The organism is Microbacterium sp. 05T445 (assembly GCF_056395865.1).
Genome location: NZ_JBFTKJ010000001.1, coordinates 579,371 through 595,157, shown reverse-complemented (window position 1 = coordinate 595,157; position 15,787 = coordinate 579,371). Strand labels below are relative to the sequence as shown.

Annotated in this window: 15 protein-coding genes; 7 read left to right on the top strand and 8 right to left on the bottom strand. The window is 71.7% G+C overall.

Annotated features, from left to right (window positions below):
* Positions 1-177, top strand: coding sequence for a hypothetical protein (locus AC1DDU_RS02860; RefSeq protein ID WP_477431117.1), 177 nt, complete (start codon positions 1-3; stop codon positions 175-177).
* A gap of 155 nt (positions 178-332) precedes the next feature.
* Here AC1DDU_RS02860 and AC1DDU_RS02855 read toward each other — a convergent pair whose 3' ends face one another.
* From AC1DDU_RS02855 to AC1DDU_RS02845, 3 genes are read right to left on the bottom strand one after another with little or no spacing between them, the layout of a single operon-like run.
* On the bottom strand, positions 333-1,253 hold the full coding sequence (locus tag AC1DDU_RS02855; protein WP_477431116.1) for a hypothetical protein: 921 nt from the start codon (positions 1,251-1,253) through the stop codon (positions 333-335).
* A 14-nt stretch (positions 1,254-1,267) separates the two neighbouring features.
* Complete coding sequence (locus tag AC1DDU_RS02850; RefSeq protein ID WP_477431115.1) at positions 1,268-2,119, bottom strand: hypothetical protein; 852 nt, start codon at positions 2,117-2,119, stop codon at positions 1,268-1,270.
* A complete protein-coding gene (locus tag AC1DDU_RS02845) occupies positions 2,116-3,144 on the bottom strand; it encodes a hypothetical protein (RefSeq protein ID WP_477431114.1) in 1,029 nt (342 codons plus the stop codon). The genes AC1DDU_RS02850 and AC1DDU_RS02845 overlap by 4 nt, the downstream gene beginning before the upstream one ends.
* 210 nt (positions 3,145-3,354) lie before the next feature.
* Between AC1DDU_RS02845 and AC1DDU_RS02840 the strand changes: the two genes are divergently transcribed.
* From AC1DDU_RS02840 to AC1DDU_RS02815, 6 genes are all read left to right on the top strand, one after another.
* Positions 3,355-3,747: a TOBE domain-containing protein gene (locus AC1DDU_RS02840; RefSeq protein WP_477431113.1), complete on the top strand. Its 393-nt coding sequence runs from the start codon at positions 3,355-3,357 to the stop codon at positions 3,745-3,747.
* Position 3,748: 1 nt separating this feature from the next.
* Positions 3,749-4,552 carry a molybdate ABC transporter substrate-binding protein gene (modA, locus tag AC1DDU_RS02835; RefSeq protein ID WP_477431112.1) on the top strand — a complete coding sequence of 268 codons (804 nt, stop codon included), beginning with the start codon at positions 3,749-3,751 and terminating at the stop codon, positions 4,550-4,552.
* Positions 4,549-5,382: an ABC transporter permease gene (locus AC1DDU_RS02830; RefSeq protein ID WP_477431111.1), complete on the top strand. Its 834-nt coding sequence runs from the start codon at positions 4,549-4,551 to the stop codon at positions 5,380-5,382. Before modA ends, AC1DDU_RS02830 begins: the two co-directional genes overlap by 4 nt.
* Complete coding sequence (locus AC1DDU_RS02825; RefSeq protein WP_477431110.1) at positions 5,379-6,443, top strand: sulfate/molybdate ABC transporter ATP-binding protein; 1,065 nt, start codon at positions 5,379-5,381, stop codon at positions 6,441-6,443. The genes AC1DDU_RS02830 and AC1DDU_RS02825 overlap by 4 nt, the downstream gene beginning before the upstream one ends.
* Positions 6,444-6,506: 63 nt before the next feature.
* Positions 6,507-7,118: a GNAT family N-acetyltransferase gene (locus AC1DDU_RS02820; protein WP_477431109.1), complete on the top strand. Its 612-nt coding sequence runs from the start codon at positions 6,507-6,509 to the stop codon at positions 7,116-7,118.
* 47 nt (positions 7,119-7,165) lie between these two features.
* Positions 7,166-8,725 (top strand): SDR family oxidoreductase, encoded by a 1,560-nt coding sequence (locus AC1DDU_RS02815; RefSeq protein ID WP_477431108.1) that lies wholly within the window; start codon positions 7,166-7,168, stop codon positions 8,723-8,725.
* On the opposite strand, the gene AC1DDU_RS02810 is transcribed toward AC1DDU_RS02815, so the two are convergent.
* The 5 genes from AC1DDU_RS02810 to AC1DDU_RS02790 all read right to left on the bottom strand — a co-directional run bounded on the left by AC1DDU_RS02810 (position 8,717) and on the right by AC1DDU_RS02790 (position 15,734).
* On the bottom strand, positions 8,717-9,661 hold the full coding sequence (locus AC1DDU_RS02810) for a capsular polysaccharide synthesis protein (RefSeq protein ID WP_477431107.1): 945 nt from the start codon (positions 9,659-9,661) through the stop codon (positions 8,717-8,719). The genes AC1DDU_RS02815 and AC1DDU_RS02810 overlap by 9 nt on opposite strands.
* Before the next feature lie 39 nt (positions 9,662-9,700).
* The gene (gene cydC, locus AC1DDU_RS02805; RefSeq protein ID WP_477431106.1) at positions 9,701-11,398 is read right to left on the bottom strand and encodes a thiol reductant ABC exporter subunit CydC; all 1,698 of its coding nucleotides are present in this window, start codon (positions 11,396-11,398) and stop codon (positions 9,701-9,703) included.
* A complete protein-coding gene (gene cydD / locus AC1DDU_RS02800; protein ID WP_477431105.1) occupies positions 11,395-13,080 on the bottom strand; it encodes a thiol reductant ABC exporter subunit CydD in 1,686 nt (561 codons plus the stop codon). Before cydD ends, cydC begins: the two co-directional genes overlap by 4 nt.
* Before the next feature lie 153 nt (positions 13,081-13,233).
* Positions 13,234-14,271 (bottom strand): cytochrome d ubiquinol oxidase subunit II, encoded by a 1,038-nt coding sequence (gene cydB, locus AC1DDU_RS02795; RefSeq protein ID WP_477431104.1) that lies wholly within the window; start codon positions 14,269-14,271, stop codon positions 13,234-13,236.
* A gap of 17 nt (positions 14,272-14,288) precedes the next feature.
* A complete protein-coding gene (locus AC1DDU_RS02790; RefSeq protein WP_477431103.1) occupies positions 14,289-15,734 on the bottom strand; it encodes a cytochrome ubiquinol oxidase subunit I in 1,446 nt (481 codons plus the stop codon).
* Positions 15,735-15,787 lie beyond the last annotated feature (53 nt).

Here is a 15,787-nt window from a genome sequence, read left to right as displayed (position 1 = left end):
GTGTTCGTCGTCATGGGCATCGGGCCGCTCGTGGCGCTGTTCCTCGTCGTCGCCGTCGTCCGCGACGACATGTCGCCGCTCGCTGTCGTCGTCGGGTACCTGACGCTGCTTGTACCGGGCCCGTGCGCCTACTTCGTCGCTTCCTTCGGCCCGGGCATGAGCCTGGCCGACACCTGATTCATCTCAGGCGCCCCCTACTCGCCCTGGTATCTGCTCCTGGACGCGACGAGCGGCATCGCGCTGATCGCGCTGATCGCGCTGATCGCGGTCGTCATCGGCACGAGCGTCGCGGGGCGGCGGCGCGCTGCAGTGGTGCCCGGCTGACGGCCGGCTCACCTCATATAGCGGTCCAGGAGGATCGCGACGCGGTTGGTCACCGGCTTCATGATCGTCGCGGGTTTGCCGTTGTGCCGCGAGCAGATGGGGATGATCATCACCGTGGCGTTCGTCCCGGGGTTGATGATCTGGCGCGTGCCGGCTCCGAGCACGATGTGGCCGCCCACGAGCCGCTGATTGCAGGCGAAGTTGGACTGCTTCTGGACGCCCGGCGTGGCGACCGCGGGGAACTGCCACGAGCTGCACCGGGTGATCGGGACGTTGGAGTGGAGCTGCCACAGCTTCAGCCACGGCATGCTGCGCACCTTGGGGTCGCGCGTGCTGCCGATCACGTTGCGGAAGCGGCTCTTCGGCGACAGCGTCAGCGTCTTGTTGTAGACGGACTCGACGCGGACGATGCGATCCGCGGATCCGTACGGGAGCCTGGGCGAATACAACTCGAGGAACTCTCCGTCCCGGTACACGGCGTACAGGCCGGATGGCGAGGCGGAGGGCGCCCGGCGCACGCCGACGTTCAACCCGGGCACGCTCGCGAGTGCGCTGATCACCGCGTCGTTCGCCGCCGTGGCCGCGTCGGTCAAGAACGCCTGGAGGGCCCGCGGATGCTGCTCGGCCGGCGCGGCCTCGTCGCCGATCCACCCGCCGGTGCGGGCCGGCACGATGCGCAGGGTCTCTTGCGAGGGGTAGCCCGGTCCGGACACCGTCACAGTCTCGGCCGGTTCGTCGTATTCGTATCCGAACTCGACGATGCCGGTGAGCGCACTGCCGTCAGCCAGGGTCGCGAAAGCGATCGGCTGGGATCGGAACGTGTGGATGCCGTTCCGCAGCGCCAGGGAGACGGTGGCGGATCGCGGCGCGGAATCGACGTCGATCGGGGAACCGACGGGGCCCGGCAGCGGCACCACGACTTTCAGCACGATGGGCGGGCTCTCTACACCGGCGCGGGCGAGAAGCTCATCGGGATCATCGGCACGATGCCGCTGTCGACGGCAGCGATGCACACGTCGAGGTTGCGGGTGCTCCCGTCCGGCTCGGTGACGTCTCCGCTCTTGAGGAGCCTCAGGCGCTCGATCAGCTGCCAGAAGCACACCACCACCGGTGCGGCGGTGTCGTTGCTGATGAACTGGTCGATGGCGACGGACGACCCTTCGTGGATCGTCACCGTGTCGGTCCGCTGAGACGACGCCGACAGCGACGCGGACGCCGCCGCCGAGAAGGGCCCCCAGCCGGCCGAGACCGACATGCCCAGCTCTGCGCGGATCTGCTCGGACGTCGATGAGGTGCCGGTACGGCCCGACACCTGGGTCATCGTCTTCTGGACGAACGACTTGGGCGGCAGGGAGAAGGATTCCGGCGACTTGCGCCAGAACTGCTCACGCGTGAACGTGATCCGCACGTTGCCGTCGTCCGACGCGGTGACCCACTCTCCGACGCCGACGGCCCACGGCTGTGAGTCGGGCGGCATCAGGCGCTCCTGACTGATCTGGGGTGGCGGCGAGATCATGAACGGGCCCGTCAGGATCAGCGCATCGACGATGATCGTGGTGGGAGTCGTGACCTGCTCGGTGCGCGGCGTCATGCTCACGATCGCCCCGGAGGCGGTGAGCAAGACCCGCACGAAGGGGTCGACGATGGGGAACTTGCCCACGTCCCCGGGGTCGACGGTCCCCGCGAACCTCGCCTGCACCGCGCCGGCGGCGGGGTTGAAACCGTACACATCGATCGACAGCGGCAGGTCGTTGCGGATGATGGTCAGGGGGGCCGTGGATGCCTCGTGATTCATCGCTCGTCCTCTCGTGGCGCCGGGGACCCGGCTTCGGACGGCCCCGCGTACAGCGCGGGATCAGAGGGCGGGAACGGGTTGCCGTCGGCGTCGTAGACGCGCGGGATCGGCGGCAGCACGACGTTCTCGATCATCGCCTTGAGCGGGTAGGCAGCCGATTTGTGGATGATGTAGTACCGATCGACGAGCTGCCACAGGAGCACGACCATGGGGATCGCGTAGGGGTTGCTGTACTCCCGCTGGACGGTGGCTGTCGTCTCGTCCGAGATCGTCACCTCCTGACTCGCGCTGGAGGTGCGCCCCATCGACGCCGACAGGCTCGCCGATATCGGCCCCCAGCCCAGCGAGGTCGAGATGTCGATCATCGTCGCCACCTCCTTCATGTCCGAGGTCGAACTGGTGACCCCTGACGTCTCGGTCTGGGTGACGGAGAGCCCTGCCTGCGGGGGGAGCGAGTACGAGTCGGCGGCCTTCTGCCAGCACTGGGTCCGGACGACGATGAAACCCTTGGGAAGTGTCCCGGTGCCGACGACGATCGGCGGCGAGTCGCCTGGCAGCGGCGAGCCCGACGACGCCGGCGTGGGCAGGACCCCCGGGATCCCTGGCAGACCCGGGTTGTTCACCTCTCCGAGGTCGTCCGGCCCGACTGCCACGGTCTCGGTCGCCGCCGCATTGAAACTCGTGACGTAGGCGCCCGAGCACGCCTCGATCAGGACGTAGGTGTACGGCGCGTCATCGGGTGCGGTGATCGTGGCAGACGTCGGTGTTCCGGGCACCCCGCCGAGGATCTTTCCCGTCATCATCCGTCGGCCGTCCGCGCGGACCGCGTAGACGACGACGGCGATGGGGAGCGAGAGCAGGAGCGTCCAGGTCGACGTCGCCTGCGCAGCATCTGCCTGCCCGCGCCGCGCAGCCGCGGCCCTGTCTCGCAGCTGCGCCGCGTATGCGTCCGGCAGCGGCCGGAATGCGTCCCCCAACGCCGCGAAGAAGCCGTAGGCAACCGCCTGATGGTCGAGCCGGTCCATCGGTGCGCCCCCTGCCCCATGCCCCCGTGCGGGCGGATCATCGGTTCGGATCGACGGGCAGGGCTGCATCGCCCGTGCCCCACCCACCGCGAAACGTAGCACCACCGGGGGAGGAAGCCACAGGGGGTCTGCGGCGAGGGGGCGCCGGTCTCCGCTTCTGCGGACATGGAACCCCCACTGGACCCGCATCTGCGGTGCTAGCGTGACCGCATGGCCGACTACAAGATCGCAGAGGCGGCGCGCCTCCTTGGCGTCAGCGACGACACGGTGCGCCGGTGGATCGACGCCGATGTGCTCCCGACGACCGGGGCATCGCCCATCGAGATCCCCGGCGAGGCGCTCGCGGCGCGTGCCGTGGAGCTCGCCGAGACCCCGCACGATCCGGCGGACGTGCTCTCGAGCGCGCGCAACCGCTTCGTGGGACTCGTCACCAGGGTCCAGGTCGACGGCGTGATGGCGCAGGTCGACATCCAGTCCGGACCGCACCGGGTCGTGTCGCTCATGTCGGCCGAGGCGGTGCGCGACCTCGCTCTCGAGCCCGGATCCCTCGCCGTCGCCGTCATCAAGGCCACGTCCGTCATCGTCGAGACCCCGAAGGGCTGACATGCGCTTCACACGATTCCTGCGTGCAGCGGCCGTCGTCGCCGCCGTCGGGCTGCTCGCGGGCTGCGCGAGCAGCGCCGACCAGGATCCCGCAGCGACCAGCGGGCCGACGGCCGAGGCAACGCCCGAACTCTCGGGGGACCTCACCGTCTCGGCGGCGGCATCCCTCAAGGCGGCGTTCGACGAGCTGTCGACGCGGTTCGAGCAGCAGCATCCCTCCGTCGACGTGCAGCCGATCACCTATGACGGCTCGTCGACCCTGGCCACCCAGATCATCGAGGGGGCCCCGGTCGACGTGTTCGCCTCGGCGGACGAGAAGAACATGCAGAAGGTCGTCGACGCGGGTCTGGCGACCGACCCGCAGCTGTTCGCGTCGAACACGCTCGTGCTCGTCGTACCCGCGGGCAACCCCGGCGGCGTCGACGCACTCGCCGATCTCGCGGACCCCGACCTCACGGTCGTGCTGTGCGCCGCGGAGGTGCCCTGCGGCTCGGCGTCGTCGACGCTGCTGTCCAACGCCGGGGTGACGGCGAGCGTCGACAGCTATGAGCAGAATGTGACCGCGGTGCTCACCAAGGTCGCCGCCGGTGAGGCCGATGCGGGGCTGGTGTATGTGACGGATGCCGCCACCACCGACGACGTCGAAGCGATCGAGGTCGACGGGGCGGCCGAGGTCGTCAACCACTATCCGATCGTCGCGCTGACCGGCGCGGCGAACCCCGAGGTCGCCGCCGCGTTCGTCGCGTTCGTGCGCGGCGATGAGGGCCAGGAGGTGCTCGAGGCCCTCGGCTTCGGAGCGCCGTGACCGCAGTGCAGGCCGAGGCCGCGCGCGGTCACGAGGAGAGGACGGGGTTCGTCCCCCGCATCCTCGCGGTGCCGGCCGTGGTCGGCCTGGCGCTGCTGGTGCTGCCGCTAGGCGCTCTGGTGCTGCGGGTGCAGTGGTCGACGCTGTGGACCGACGTCACGTCGCCGCAGGCGCTGTCGGCCCTCGGCCTGTCGCTCGTGACCGGCGCGGTCGCGACCGTCGTGTGCGTCGTGCTCGGCGTGCCGCTCGCGCTCCTCATCGCACGCAGCCCGGCGCGACGTGCGGCGGTGCTCCGGGCCGTCGTGACGGTTCCGCTGGTGCTGCCGCCGATGGTGGGCGGCGTCGCGATGCTGTTCCTGTTCGGCCGCACCAGCTGGCTGGGCGGAGTGCTCGCGGAGTGGGGCATCCGCATCCCGTTCACCACGACCGCGGTCGTGCTCGCGCAGACCTTCGTCGCGCTGCCGTTCCTGGTGCTGGCGCTGGAGGGATCGCTGCGCACCACGGGCACCGGCTACGAGCAGGCGGCAGCAGGACTCGGCGCCGGGCGCTGGACGATCCTCGCCCGCGTGACGCTGCCGCTGGCGGCTCCCGGCCTGGTCGCGGGTGTCGTGCTCTGCTTCGCGCGGGCGATCGGCGAGTTCGGCGCGACCGCGCTGTTCGCGGGCAACGCCCCGGGGGTCACCCAGACCATGCCGCTCGCGATCTACACGGCGTTCAACGGCGCCGGGGTGTCGCAGGGCAGCGCGGTGGCGCTGTCGCTGCTGCTGCTCGTGACGGCGGTCGGCGTGCTGCTGCTGGTGCGGGCGTGGCGGGCGGAGGCACCGCGATGACCTCCGCCGCGCCGGAGGACGGACTCGACGCTCACGTCGCGGTGCGCCGTGGCGGGTTCGCGCTGGACGCGGCGCTGCAGGTGCCGGCGGGCGGGGTGGTCGCGCTCATGGGACCCAGCGGCGCGGGCAAGTCCACGCTGCTCGGCGTGCTCGCCGGGCTCACCGGGTTCGACAACGGGCACGTGCGGCTGCGGGGACGCACGCTGGATGCCTCGCCCGATCGCCGCACGGCGCCGGCGTCGCGCGGGGTGGTGCTGCTCGGCCAGGACCCCCGGCTCTTCCCGCACCTGAGCGCACAGGAGAACGTCGCCTTCGGGCTGCGCGTGCACGGTGCGACCAAGCCGGCCGCGGTCGCCGGAGCCGCCGACTGGCTCCGGCGTGTCGGCCTCGACGACCTCGGCGGGCGCCGGCCCGCGCAGCTGTCGGGGGGCCAGCAGCAGCGCGTCGCGCTCGCGCGCGCGCTCGCGACGGCGCCCGCCGCGATCCTCCTCGACGAGCCGCTGACCTCGCTCGACACCGAGACGGCCGGCGACGTGCGGGCGCTGCTGCATCAGCAGCTCGCGGCCACGCGCACGACCGCGGTCGTCGCGACCCACGACGCCGTCGACGCGGTCGCCCTCGCGAGCGCTCTGGTGGTGCTCGAGGACGGCCGCGTGACGCAGTCCGGTCCCGTGCGAGAGGTGCTCGCTTCGCCCGCCACCCGGTTCGTCGCGGCGGTCGCCGGACTCAATCGCGTCGTCGGACGGCAGGATGCCTCGACCTGGCGTGCCGGGGCCCTCGTGCTCCCGCAGGCGGCGGCAGCCACGGATCACACGTCCGGCGAGACGGCCGCCGTGTTCGGGCCGGGCGAGGTGCGGATCCTCGACGGTCCGCCCCACGGCCTGGGGGAGTGGCGCGCCCAGGTGGTACGGCTGGAGCAGACCCCCGCCGGCGTGCGCGTGCGCACCGCCGAGCCCGACGTGGCCGTCGACCTGCCGGCGAGCCGCGCGGCCGGACTGGAGCCCGGTGCGACGCTCACGCTCGCCGTGAGCCCCTCGTCGGTGCGCTTCGTCGCTGCATGATCAGCGTGCTCGGGTGACACCGGCTCCGACGCCCGCGTCGCGGCACCGCCCTAGACTCACGGGGTGACCCGCATCCGTCCCTTCCGTCCCGGTGACGAGCCGGCGCTCTCCGACATCTGCCTCAAGACCGCCGATGCGGGAGCAGACGCCACGGGGCTGCTCGACGATGACGACCTGTGGGGCGAGATCTTCGTGCTGCCGTACGTCGCACGCCACCCCGAGCTCGCCTTCGTCGTCGAGAGTGACGACGGCCGGGTGGTCGGCTACATCGTGAGCGCCCCCGACTCGGCGGCGTTCGAGGACTGGTTCGCGCACGAGTGGTGGCCGCGATTCCACGAGCGCTGGCCGAAGCCCCAGGGCGAGCCGCTGCCCGTCAGCGCCTCGCGCCAGGACGGCCTTGTGCGGTACGCCTACGCGCGGCACGGCGGCTCACAGCCGTTCGGCGAGGAGTACCCCGCGCACCTGCACATCGACCTGCTGCCCGAGACCCAGGGACAGGGCCTCGGACGCCGCCTCATCGCGACGCTCGAGCAGGCGCTGCGCGAGGCGGGCGTTCCGGGACTGCACCTGGTCGCGGCCGCCGACAACGCCGGCGCGGTCGCCTTCTACCCGCGTGTGGGGTTCGACGCGCTGCCCTCGCCCGAGGGCGCCGCCGTCTTCGCCAAGCGCCTCTGACGCGCGCCGCCGCTGCGGACGTCGGACCCGCGACATAGTCTGCCCCTGTGGAGGATGTGTCGGCACCGACCGGTCGTGAGCCTGCTCTCGCGGCCCGCCCGCGGCCGGACGGCAGCGCCCCGCGCGCCCTCGTGCTCGGGGCGACGGGCTACATCGGCGGCCGCCTCGTGCCGCGGCTGCTCGCGGCGGGGTATGTCGTGCGCGTCCTGGTGCGCGACGCTTCGCGCGCCGCAGCCTTCCCGTGGGGCGCGGAGGTCGAAGTCGTGCCCGGCGACGCCGTCGATGCGGCGTCGGTGCGCGAGGCCGTGCGCGACGTCGACGTGCTCTACTACCTCGTCCACTCGATGTCGGGCGGCAAGGACTTCCGCGATGCCGATGCCCGCGCCGCCCGCACGGTCGCCGAGGCCGCTGCCGCCGCCTCGGTGGGGCGCATCGTGTACCTCGGCGGACTGCATCCCGATGGCGTGCGCCTGTCGCCGCACCTGCGGTCGCGCGTCGAGGTCGGCCGCACGCTCCTCGGCAGCGGCGTGCCGACGCTGGTCCTGCAGGCGGGCGTGGTCATCGGATCGGGCTCCGCGTCGTTCGAGATGGTCCGGCACCTCACCGAGGTCCTGCCGTACATGCCGGCGCCGAAATGGGTGCGCAACCGCATCCAGCCCATCGCCGTGCGCGATGTGCTGCACTACCTGCTGGGCGCAGCCCGCGTGCCCGCCGACGTCGATCGCGCGGTCGACATCGGCGGTCCCGACGTTCTGCGATACGGCCAGATGATGAACGGCTACGCGGTCGAGGCGGGCCTGCGGCAACGTCCGATCGCCGCGCTTCCCGTGCTCACCCCGCGGCTCGCCTCGCACTGGGTCAACCTCGTGACGCCCATCCCGCGGTCGCTCGCACGGCCGCTCGTCGAGTCGCTTCAGAACGAGTGCGTGGTGAAGGAGCACGATGTCGACGCGCTCATCCCGCCGCCCGAAGGCGGGCTCCTGCCGTACCGCGCCGCCGTCCGGCTGGCGCTGCGTCGCGTCGAGGCCGACGAGATCGAGACCAGCTGGCAGGACGCCCCGGTGCTGGGTGCGCCGAGCGACCCGCTGCCGAGCGACCCGGACTGGGCCGGGCGCGTGGTCTTCACCGACACCCGGTCCGCGCACACCTCGGCCTCTGCCGAGGCGCTCTGGCAGGTGATCGTGGGCATCGGCGGCGAGAACGGCTGGTACTCGTCGCCGCTGCTGTGGGCGGTGCGGGGCTGGATGGACCGGCTGGTCGGCGGCATCGGGCTGGCCCGCGGCCGGCGCAGCCGAGGGCGGCTCGCCGTCGGCGATGCGCTCGACTTCTGGCGCGTGGAGGCCTTGGATCCGGGGCGCATGCTTCGCCTGCGGGCCGAGATGAAGGTGCCGGGGCTTGCCTGGCTCGAACTGCGTGCCGCCGCCGACCCCGATCGCGGCGGGTCGCGCTACGACCAGCGTGCCGTGTTCTTCCCGCGCGGGCTCGCCGGACGCCTGTACTGGCTGGCCGTCCTCCCGTTCCACGGGTTCATCTTCGCCGGCATGGCACGCCGGATCACCGCCGTGGCCGAGGCCGCCACGGCAGGTCCTCGGCCGCGGTCAGCGTGAGAGCAGGTCGGCTCCCGACACGAGCCGGTCGAGCACCGAACCCTGCGGCACGTCGTCGTACTTGTAGCTGAGCTTCTGCACGATCGACGTGCCGGCGACGAATCGCATCGCGTCGGCATCCCACGGCTGCATCATGCCCAGCTGCAGCAGGTGGCTCGCGGCGCTGGAGAGCGTCGGCACGGCATCCCACTGCCCGCGGAACTCGGGCACGAGATCCAGCAGCACTTCGAAGATGCGGTGGTACAGGAAGTAGTCCGGGATGCCGCCACCCGACCGCCACCAGGCATCCAGCGCGAGCCGCTGCAGGCGGATGAGCGGGGTGTGCGGCACCGCGGCGATGAACCAGTTGCCGATCTGGCGGCGAGTCCACCGCGGGTAGAGCGCTCCGGCGGTGAGCAGCGGCGCCACCGCCTGCGGCAGCGGCGCGGGTGCCCAGCAGGTGGCGTCGACCCAGATGCCGCCCAGTCGGTCGAGCACGCTGACGCGCACGAAGTCGGAGAAGTGCGCGGGGTGGTCCTTTTCGAGCGCGTCGGCGACGGCATCCGGGATCTCCACCAGTTCCCGCGCGGACGCGCCGTCGAGCACGGTGAGCGGAGTCGGCAGATTGGCGTGCAGCCGCGTCATCTCGGAGATGCAGGCCTGCACGAGCGGGGGAGCCGTGTCGAGCGGGGAGTTCCAGAACGTGTACAGCCGCAGCGCGTCCGGATCGGCGCGTGCCCCGTCGCGGTCGGCGATGATCCTGCCGTCCCTGCGGGTGCCCGTCTCCGCCGGGAGCCCCGCGGCGGCGCGAAGCTCGGGCAGGCGCGGCCGCAGGAAGTCCGCGAACGTGCGATAGGCGGCGATCGCCGCCACCGGGTCGACGGTGTCGCGGAACCGCTCCGCGCGCTTCAGCTGCGCATCGAGCCCTTCCAGTGGGTTCGGGATGCCGTCGCTCACGCGCTCAGCCTACGGCCGGCCCGGTGATGCCCGCAGAGGTCACGCCGCGATGCGGCCGTCCTCGATGCGCACCACGCGGTCGACGAGCGCGTCCGGCACGGCGACGTGCGAGATCAGCACGACGGCCTGGTCGTCGCGGACCGCGCCCAGCAGGTCGGCCAGGAGCAGGTCGGATGCCTCCGGGTCTACGCCTGCCGTCGGCTCGTCGAGCACGAGCACGGGGAAGCCTCGCAGCAGCGCCCGCGCGAGGGCGATCCGCTGCGCCTGCCCGCCCGACACGAGCGCGCCGCGCTCACCGACGCGGGCGCCGAGGCCGCCGCGCTCGCGCAGCCACGGCCCGAGGCCGACCCGCTCGAGCGCCGCCTCGAGCTCGTCGTCGGTCGCGGTGTCGCGCGCGAACAGCAGGTTCTGGCGGATGTCCTCGTCGAAGAGCATCGGATGCTGCTCGCACAGGCCGACCGTGAGCCGCACGTCATCCGGGGCGAGGTCGTGCGCCGAACGTCCGCCGATGTCGTAGCCGCCCTCGGTCTCGAGGAACCGCACCAGGGCGTGCGCGAGCGTGGTCTTGCCGGCGCCGCTGGATCCGATCACGAGGATGCGTTCGCCGGGCCGCACCGCGAGGTCGACGTCGTGGAGCGCCGCAGCGTCCGTCCCGGGCCACCTCACGTCCGCGGTGCGCAGGCGCAGCCCGTCGCCGAGAGCCGGCGCGGCGCCGGTGGGGGCGATTTCCTCCGGCGCGACCTCGGCGGGGGCCGTCGCGGGCAGCGCGTCGGCGATGCGCTCGGCCGAGGCGCGCACCTGCCGCCACGACGACGCCGCGAGCGGCACCGACGAGAACACCTCGAAGACGGCCATCGGCACCAGCACGACCACCGCGAGTCCGGGACCGGTGAGGGAGCCGGATGCCGCACCCGGTGCCGCGACGAGCACAGCGGCGATCGAGGCCGCGCCGGCCAGCAGCGACACCAGCGCGGCGGTGCCCGCCTGCGCTCCGGCGCGCCGCACGACGGCGCGGCGCAGCGCGGCGTCGGCGCGGGCGATGCGCTCGCGGCTGTCGGGCTCGGCGCCGAACGCGGTGAGCACGTCGAGGCTGCCGATGTGGTCGAGCACGGCATCTGCCAGGCGCGCGCGCAGCGGCGCGATGTCGCGCTCGGCGCGGGCTCCCGACATCCATCCCCACAGCGTCGCCACGGCGGCGGCGACGAGGAGGCACGCCAGGAGCGTGAGCGCGGCGGGCCACCACACGAACGCGACGAGCACCACGGCGCCGAGGGCGACGAGCGCCGACGACACCAGCGGCTGCACCACCCGCAGCGGCAGGTTCTGCAGCTCGTCGACGTCGTCGACGAGGGCGCCCAGGACCGAGCCCCGGCGGGTGCGCGTCAGCCCGTCGGGCGCCAGCGGAACGAGGCGCCGCACCAGGTCGGCTCGGGTCGAGGCGAGCTGCCGCAGTGCGGCGTCATGGCCGGTGAGGCGCTCGAGGTAGCGGAAGGCGGCGCGTGAGATCGCGAAGAACCGCACGCCGACCACGGCGAACGACAGGTACAGCACCGGGGGCTGCTCGCTGGCACGGACGATCAGCCAGGCGCTCACCGCGAGGAGGGCGACTGCGGATGCCTCCGACGCGAAGCCCGCCGCCAGCGTCCACCAGAACCGTCGCGCCGGCGGCATCGCGCCTCGCAGCACGTCGGCGGCGCGGATGCCGCCGCGAGCGGGCATGTCGGTGCCGGCGCTCATGCGGACACCTCGCTCGTGGCGATCCGGACGACGTCGTCGGCGATCTCGCGGGCCGACGTGCGGTGCGAGATCAGCAGCACCGTCGCGCCCTCGTCGGCCAGGCGACGGATGCCGCGCCACAGCCGGGCCTCGGTGTCGGGGTCGAGCGCGGAACTCGGTTCGTCGAGCGCGATCACGGGAGCCGAGCCTCGCAGATGCCGGTAGAAGGCGCGGGCGACGGCGACCCGCTGCGCCTGGCCCCCTGACAGTCCGGCGCCCTGCACGCCGAGCTCCTGCGCGGGGTCGAGGCCGTCGGCGCAGGCCAATGCGAGGGCGCGCTGCACCTGGGCCTGGTCGGGTGCGGGGTCGCCGAGCGCGACATTGCCCGCGATCGTACCGGTGAGCAGTCCGGGTCGCTGGCCCGCCCACGCGAGCCATTCCGAGGGCGCCAGGGCGCGCACGTCCGTCTCGCCCCACGTGGCGTCGCCGTCGTAGGGCGCGGCACCGCGGAGCGCGGCGAACAGGCTGGACTTCCCGGCGCCGCTCGGGCCCTCGAGCAGCGTCACGGTGCCGGGTGCGGCGGTCAGGTCCACGGGAGGCAGCATCCGCTCGCTGCGATGCACCCGCACACCGCGAACGGTGAGCACGCGCGGGGCGCCCGCGGTGACGGCGGAACGGCTGCCCTCGGCGGACGGGACGGACGGGAGCGCCCGCGCGGCGTCGAGCACGTCGAAGACGTCGTCGGTGGCCGCGACGCCTTCCGACGCCGCGTGGAACTGCACACCCACCTGACGCAGCGGCAGGTACGCCTCGGGCGCCAGCAGCAGCACGAACAGGCCCACGGCGAGAGTCAGCGACCCGTCGATGAGGCGGAACCCGATCGACACGGCGACGATGGCCACCGAGATCGACGCCAGGAACTCCAGCGCGAAGCCCGACAGGAACGAGACGCGCAGCACGCGCATCGTCTCACGACGGTACTCGTCGGTGACGCGCTCGATGGATGCCGCGGCCCGATGCTGGCGGCCGAACACCTTGAGCGTCGACAGCCCCTGCACGGTGTCGGCGAACCGCGAGGCCAGTCGTTGCAGCGTGCGCCACTGCCGCTGCTGCACGGCGCGCGTGGCCAGGCCGATCAGCACCATGAAGATCGGGATGAGCGGGAGGGTGAGCAGCACCGTGAGCCCTGAGATCCAGTCCTGCGACCACATCACCAGGATGATCAACGGCGTCGCGATGACCGTCTGCACCAGTTGCGGCAGGTACCGGCCGAAGTACGCCTCGAGCGCGTCCAGCCCGCGGCCGGCGGTGACGGCGAGCGCGGCCGAGTTGCGAGCGCCCAGCCATTCCGGGCCGAGCACGCCGACCGCGTCGACGAGCGCCGCACGCAGCTGCGTCTGCACGCGCGAGGACGCCCGGGCCGCGACCGCCTCCCGCGCCCACAGCAGCACGGCACGCACGGCGACGACGAGCGCGAGGGCGCCGAGGGTCGGGGCGAGCTCGGCCGGCGGCATCCCCTCGACGGCTCCGGTGATCGCGCGCGTGAGCAGCCACGCGAACGCGACGATGACGCCGGTCTGCGCGAGGGCGATCGCGGCGATCGCGACGAAGAACCACCGCGACGCGTGCGCGTACTTCAGCAGTCGCGGGTCGACGGGCTTGCCCGACGTGCGGGCGGGGCCGTCGTCGTGCTTCTCGTCCATTGCTCCTTCGACCCTACCCGGCGCCCGTGCGGCCGCATCCCGCCGCATCGACCCGGATCATGCCCGGACTGCGCGAGGCCCAGAGGCCGCGGGGCGACCTCGACGATCCCCGAGTGGAGGCGGATGCCGCGGCCCGCGGCATCCGCCTCCTGCTCAGTGCACCGGCGTCGCGGCGGCCGTCTCGATCCGCGAACGGGTGACGCGCTTGCGGAAGATCCAGTACGTCCAGCCCTGGTAGGCGAGCACCAGCGGCAGGAAGATCAGCGCCGCCCACGACATGATCGTCAGCGTGTAGTCGGTGCTCGACGCGTTCTCGATCGTGAGGCTGTTGGTCGCCATGTCGACCGTCGAAGGCATCACGTAGGGGAACAGCGCGAACCACACCGCCAGCACCGCGGTGACGATCGTGAAGGCGCCGAACCCGAAGGCCCAGCCCTCGCGACCGCGGGCGTTGGAGATCCACGACGCGATCAGCAGCACGGCGGCGATCGCGGAGAGGATCGCGGTGATCATCGCGAGGTCGCGGCCCTCCGAGAAGGCCATGACGATCGTCCACACCAGGAACGCCGCTGCGACGACGATCGTGATGAGGCCTGCCCGGCCGGCGAGGCGCCGTGCGTCGGCGGCGACCTGCCCGTCGGTCTTCAGCGCGACGAAGTACACGCCGTGCGTGAAGAACAGCAGCAGGGTGGTCAGGCCGCCGAGGAGGCCGTACGGGTTCAGCAGGGTGAGCAGCGACCCGGTGAACTCGTGGTTCGCATCCAGCGGCACGCCCTGCACGATGTTCGCGACCGCGACGCCCCACAGCAGCGCGGGAACGGCCGAGCCGATCACGATCATCGTGTCGAAGCCCTTCTTCCAGCGCAGCGAATCGCGCTGGTGGCGGTACTCGAACGAGACGCCGCGCAGGATGAGGGCGAGCAGGATCAGCAGCAGCGCCAGGTAGAACCCGCTGAACAGGGTCGCGTACCACTCTGGGAACGCGGCGAACAGGCACGCGCCGGCGACGATGACCCACGTCTCGTTGAGGTCCCACACGGGGCCGATGGTGTTGATGACCTGGCGGCGGCTGACGTCGTCCTTGCCGAGGAAGGGCAATGACATGCCGACACCGAAGTCGAAGCCGTCGAGCACGAAGTAGCCGACGAAGAGGAATCCGACGATCCAGAACCAGAGGTAGGCGAGATCCATGATGTGCTCCTAGACGCTCAGTAGACCGTCGTGGGGGTGTCTTCGACCGCCTGGGCGCGTTGGTCGGGCGCTCCCGGCTCGGGCAGGGGCTCGGGGCCCTTCTTCGAGGTCTTCACGATGAGGCCGATCTCGACGATCGCCAGCGCCGCGTAGATGGCGGTGAATGCGATGAGCGAGATCAGCACCGTCCAGCCCGGCACGGAGGGCGAGACGCCGTCCTCGGTCAGCATGAGGCTGAACACGATCCACGGCTGGCGGCCCATCTCGGTGAAGACCCAGCCGACCAGGATCGCGAAGAGGGATGCCGGCCACGCCCAGATCGCCAGCCGCCAGGCCCACGCCGGCACCTCGCGCTTGGCCTTCTTGCGCGTGAGCCACAGGCCCACGACCGCGACCAGGGCCGCGACGCCGCCCAGGCCGATCATCCAGCGGAACGCCCAGTAGGTGACCCACAGGACCGGGGCGAAGTTGCCGTCCACCTGGTCGGCGAACTGCGGGAACATCTCGGTCGTGTAGAGCGCGTTGAGGTCGTTGATCCCCTCGACGCAGCCGTCGAGGGAGTGGGTCGACAGCAGCGCCAGCAGATACGGCACGCGGATCGAGAACAGCTCGCTGGTGCCGTCGGGGGTGCCGAGCGTGAAGATCGAGAACGACGCATCCGCGCCGCACGCGCTGTCGAACATCGCCTCGGCGGCCGCCATCTTCATCGGCTGCGTCGCCACCATGACCAGGCTCAGCTGGTCGCCCGAGATCGCGACGCCCGCGAACGCGATGATCAGGCCCCACAGCCCGTACTTGAGCGAGGAGCGCATCATCTCGACGTTCTGCTTGCGCAGCAGGTGCCACGCCGAGACCGAGATGATGACGCCCGCCGTCATCATGAACGCCGCGAACAGCGTGTGGGGGAGCGCCGCCAGCGCCACCGGGTTGGTGAGCACGGCGAAGAAGTCGGTCATCTCGGCGCGAGAGCCGTCCTCGGCCATCTTGAAGCCGACGGGGTTCTGCATGAACGCGTTGGCGGCGAGGATGAAGTACGCCGAGAACCAGGCGCCGATCGTGGCGATCCAGATGCTCGCCAGGTGGAGGGCGCGCGGCAGCTTGTCCCACCCGAAGATCCACAGACCGATGAAGGTCGCCTCGAAGAAGAAGGCCATCAGGCCCTCGAAGGCCAGCGGTGCTCCGAACACGTCGCCGACGAACCGCGAGTAGGCCGACCAGTTCATGCCGAACTGGAACTCCTGCACGATGCCGGTGACGACGCCCATGGCGAAGTTGATGAGGAAGATCTTCCCGAAGAACCGCGTCAGGTGCAGCCACTTCAGGTTGCCGGTGCGGAACCAGGCGGTCTGGAAGATCGCGACCGTCAGCGCCATTCCGAGCGTGAGGGGCACGAACAGGAAGTGGTACAGCGTGGTGAGGCCGAACTGCCAGCGCGCCAGCAGCAGAGGGTCCAGCAGATCCACGAGCGTATCTCCGATCGTTCCGGACTGATGCGACCACCGTAACATGTGGTCAG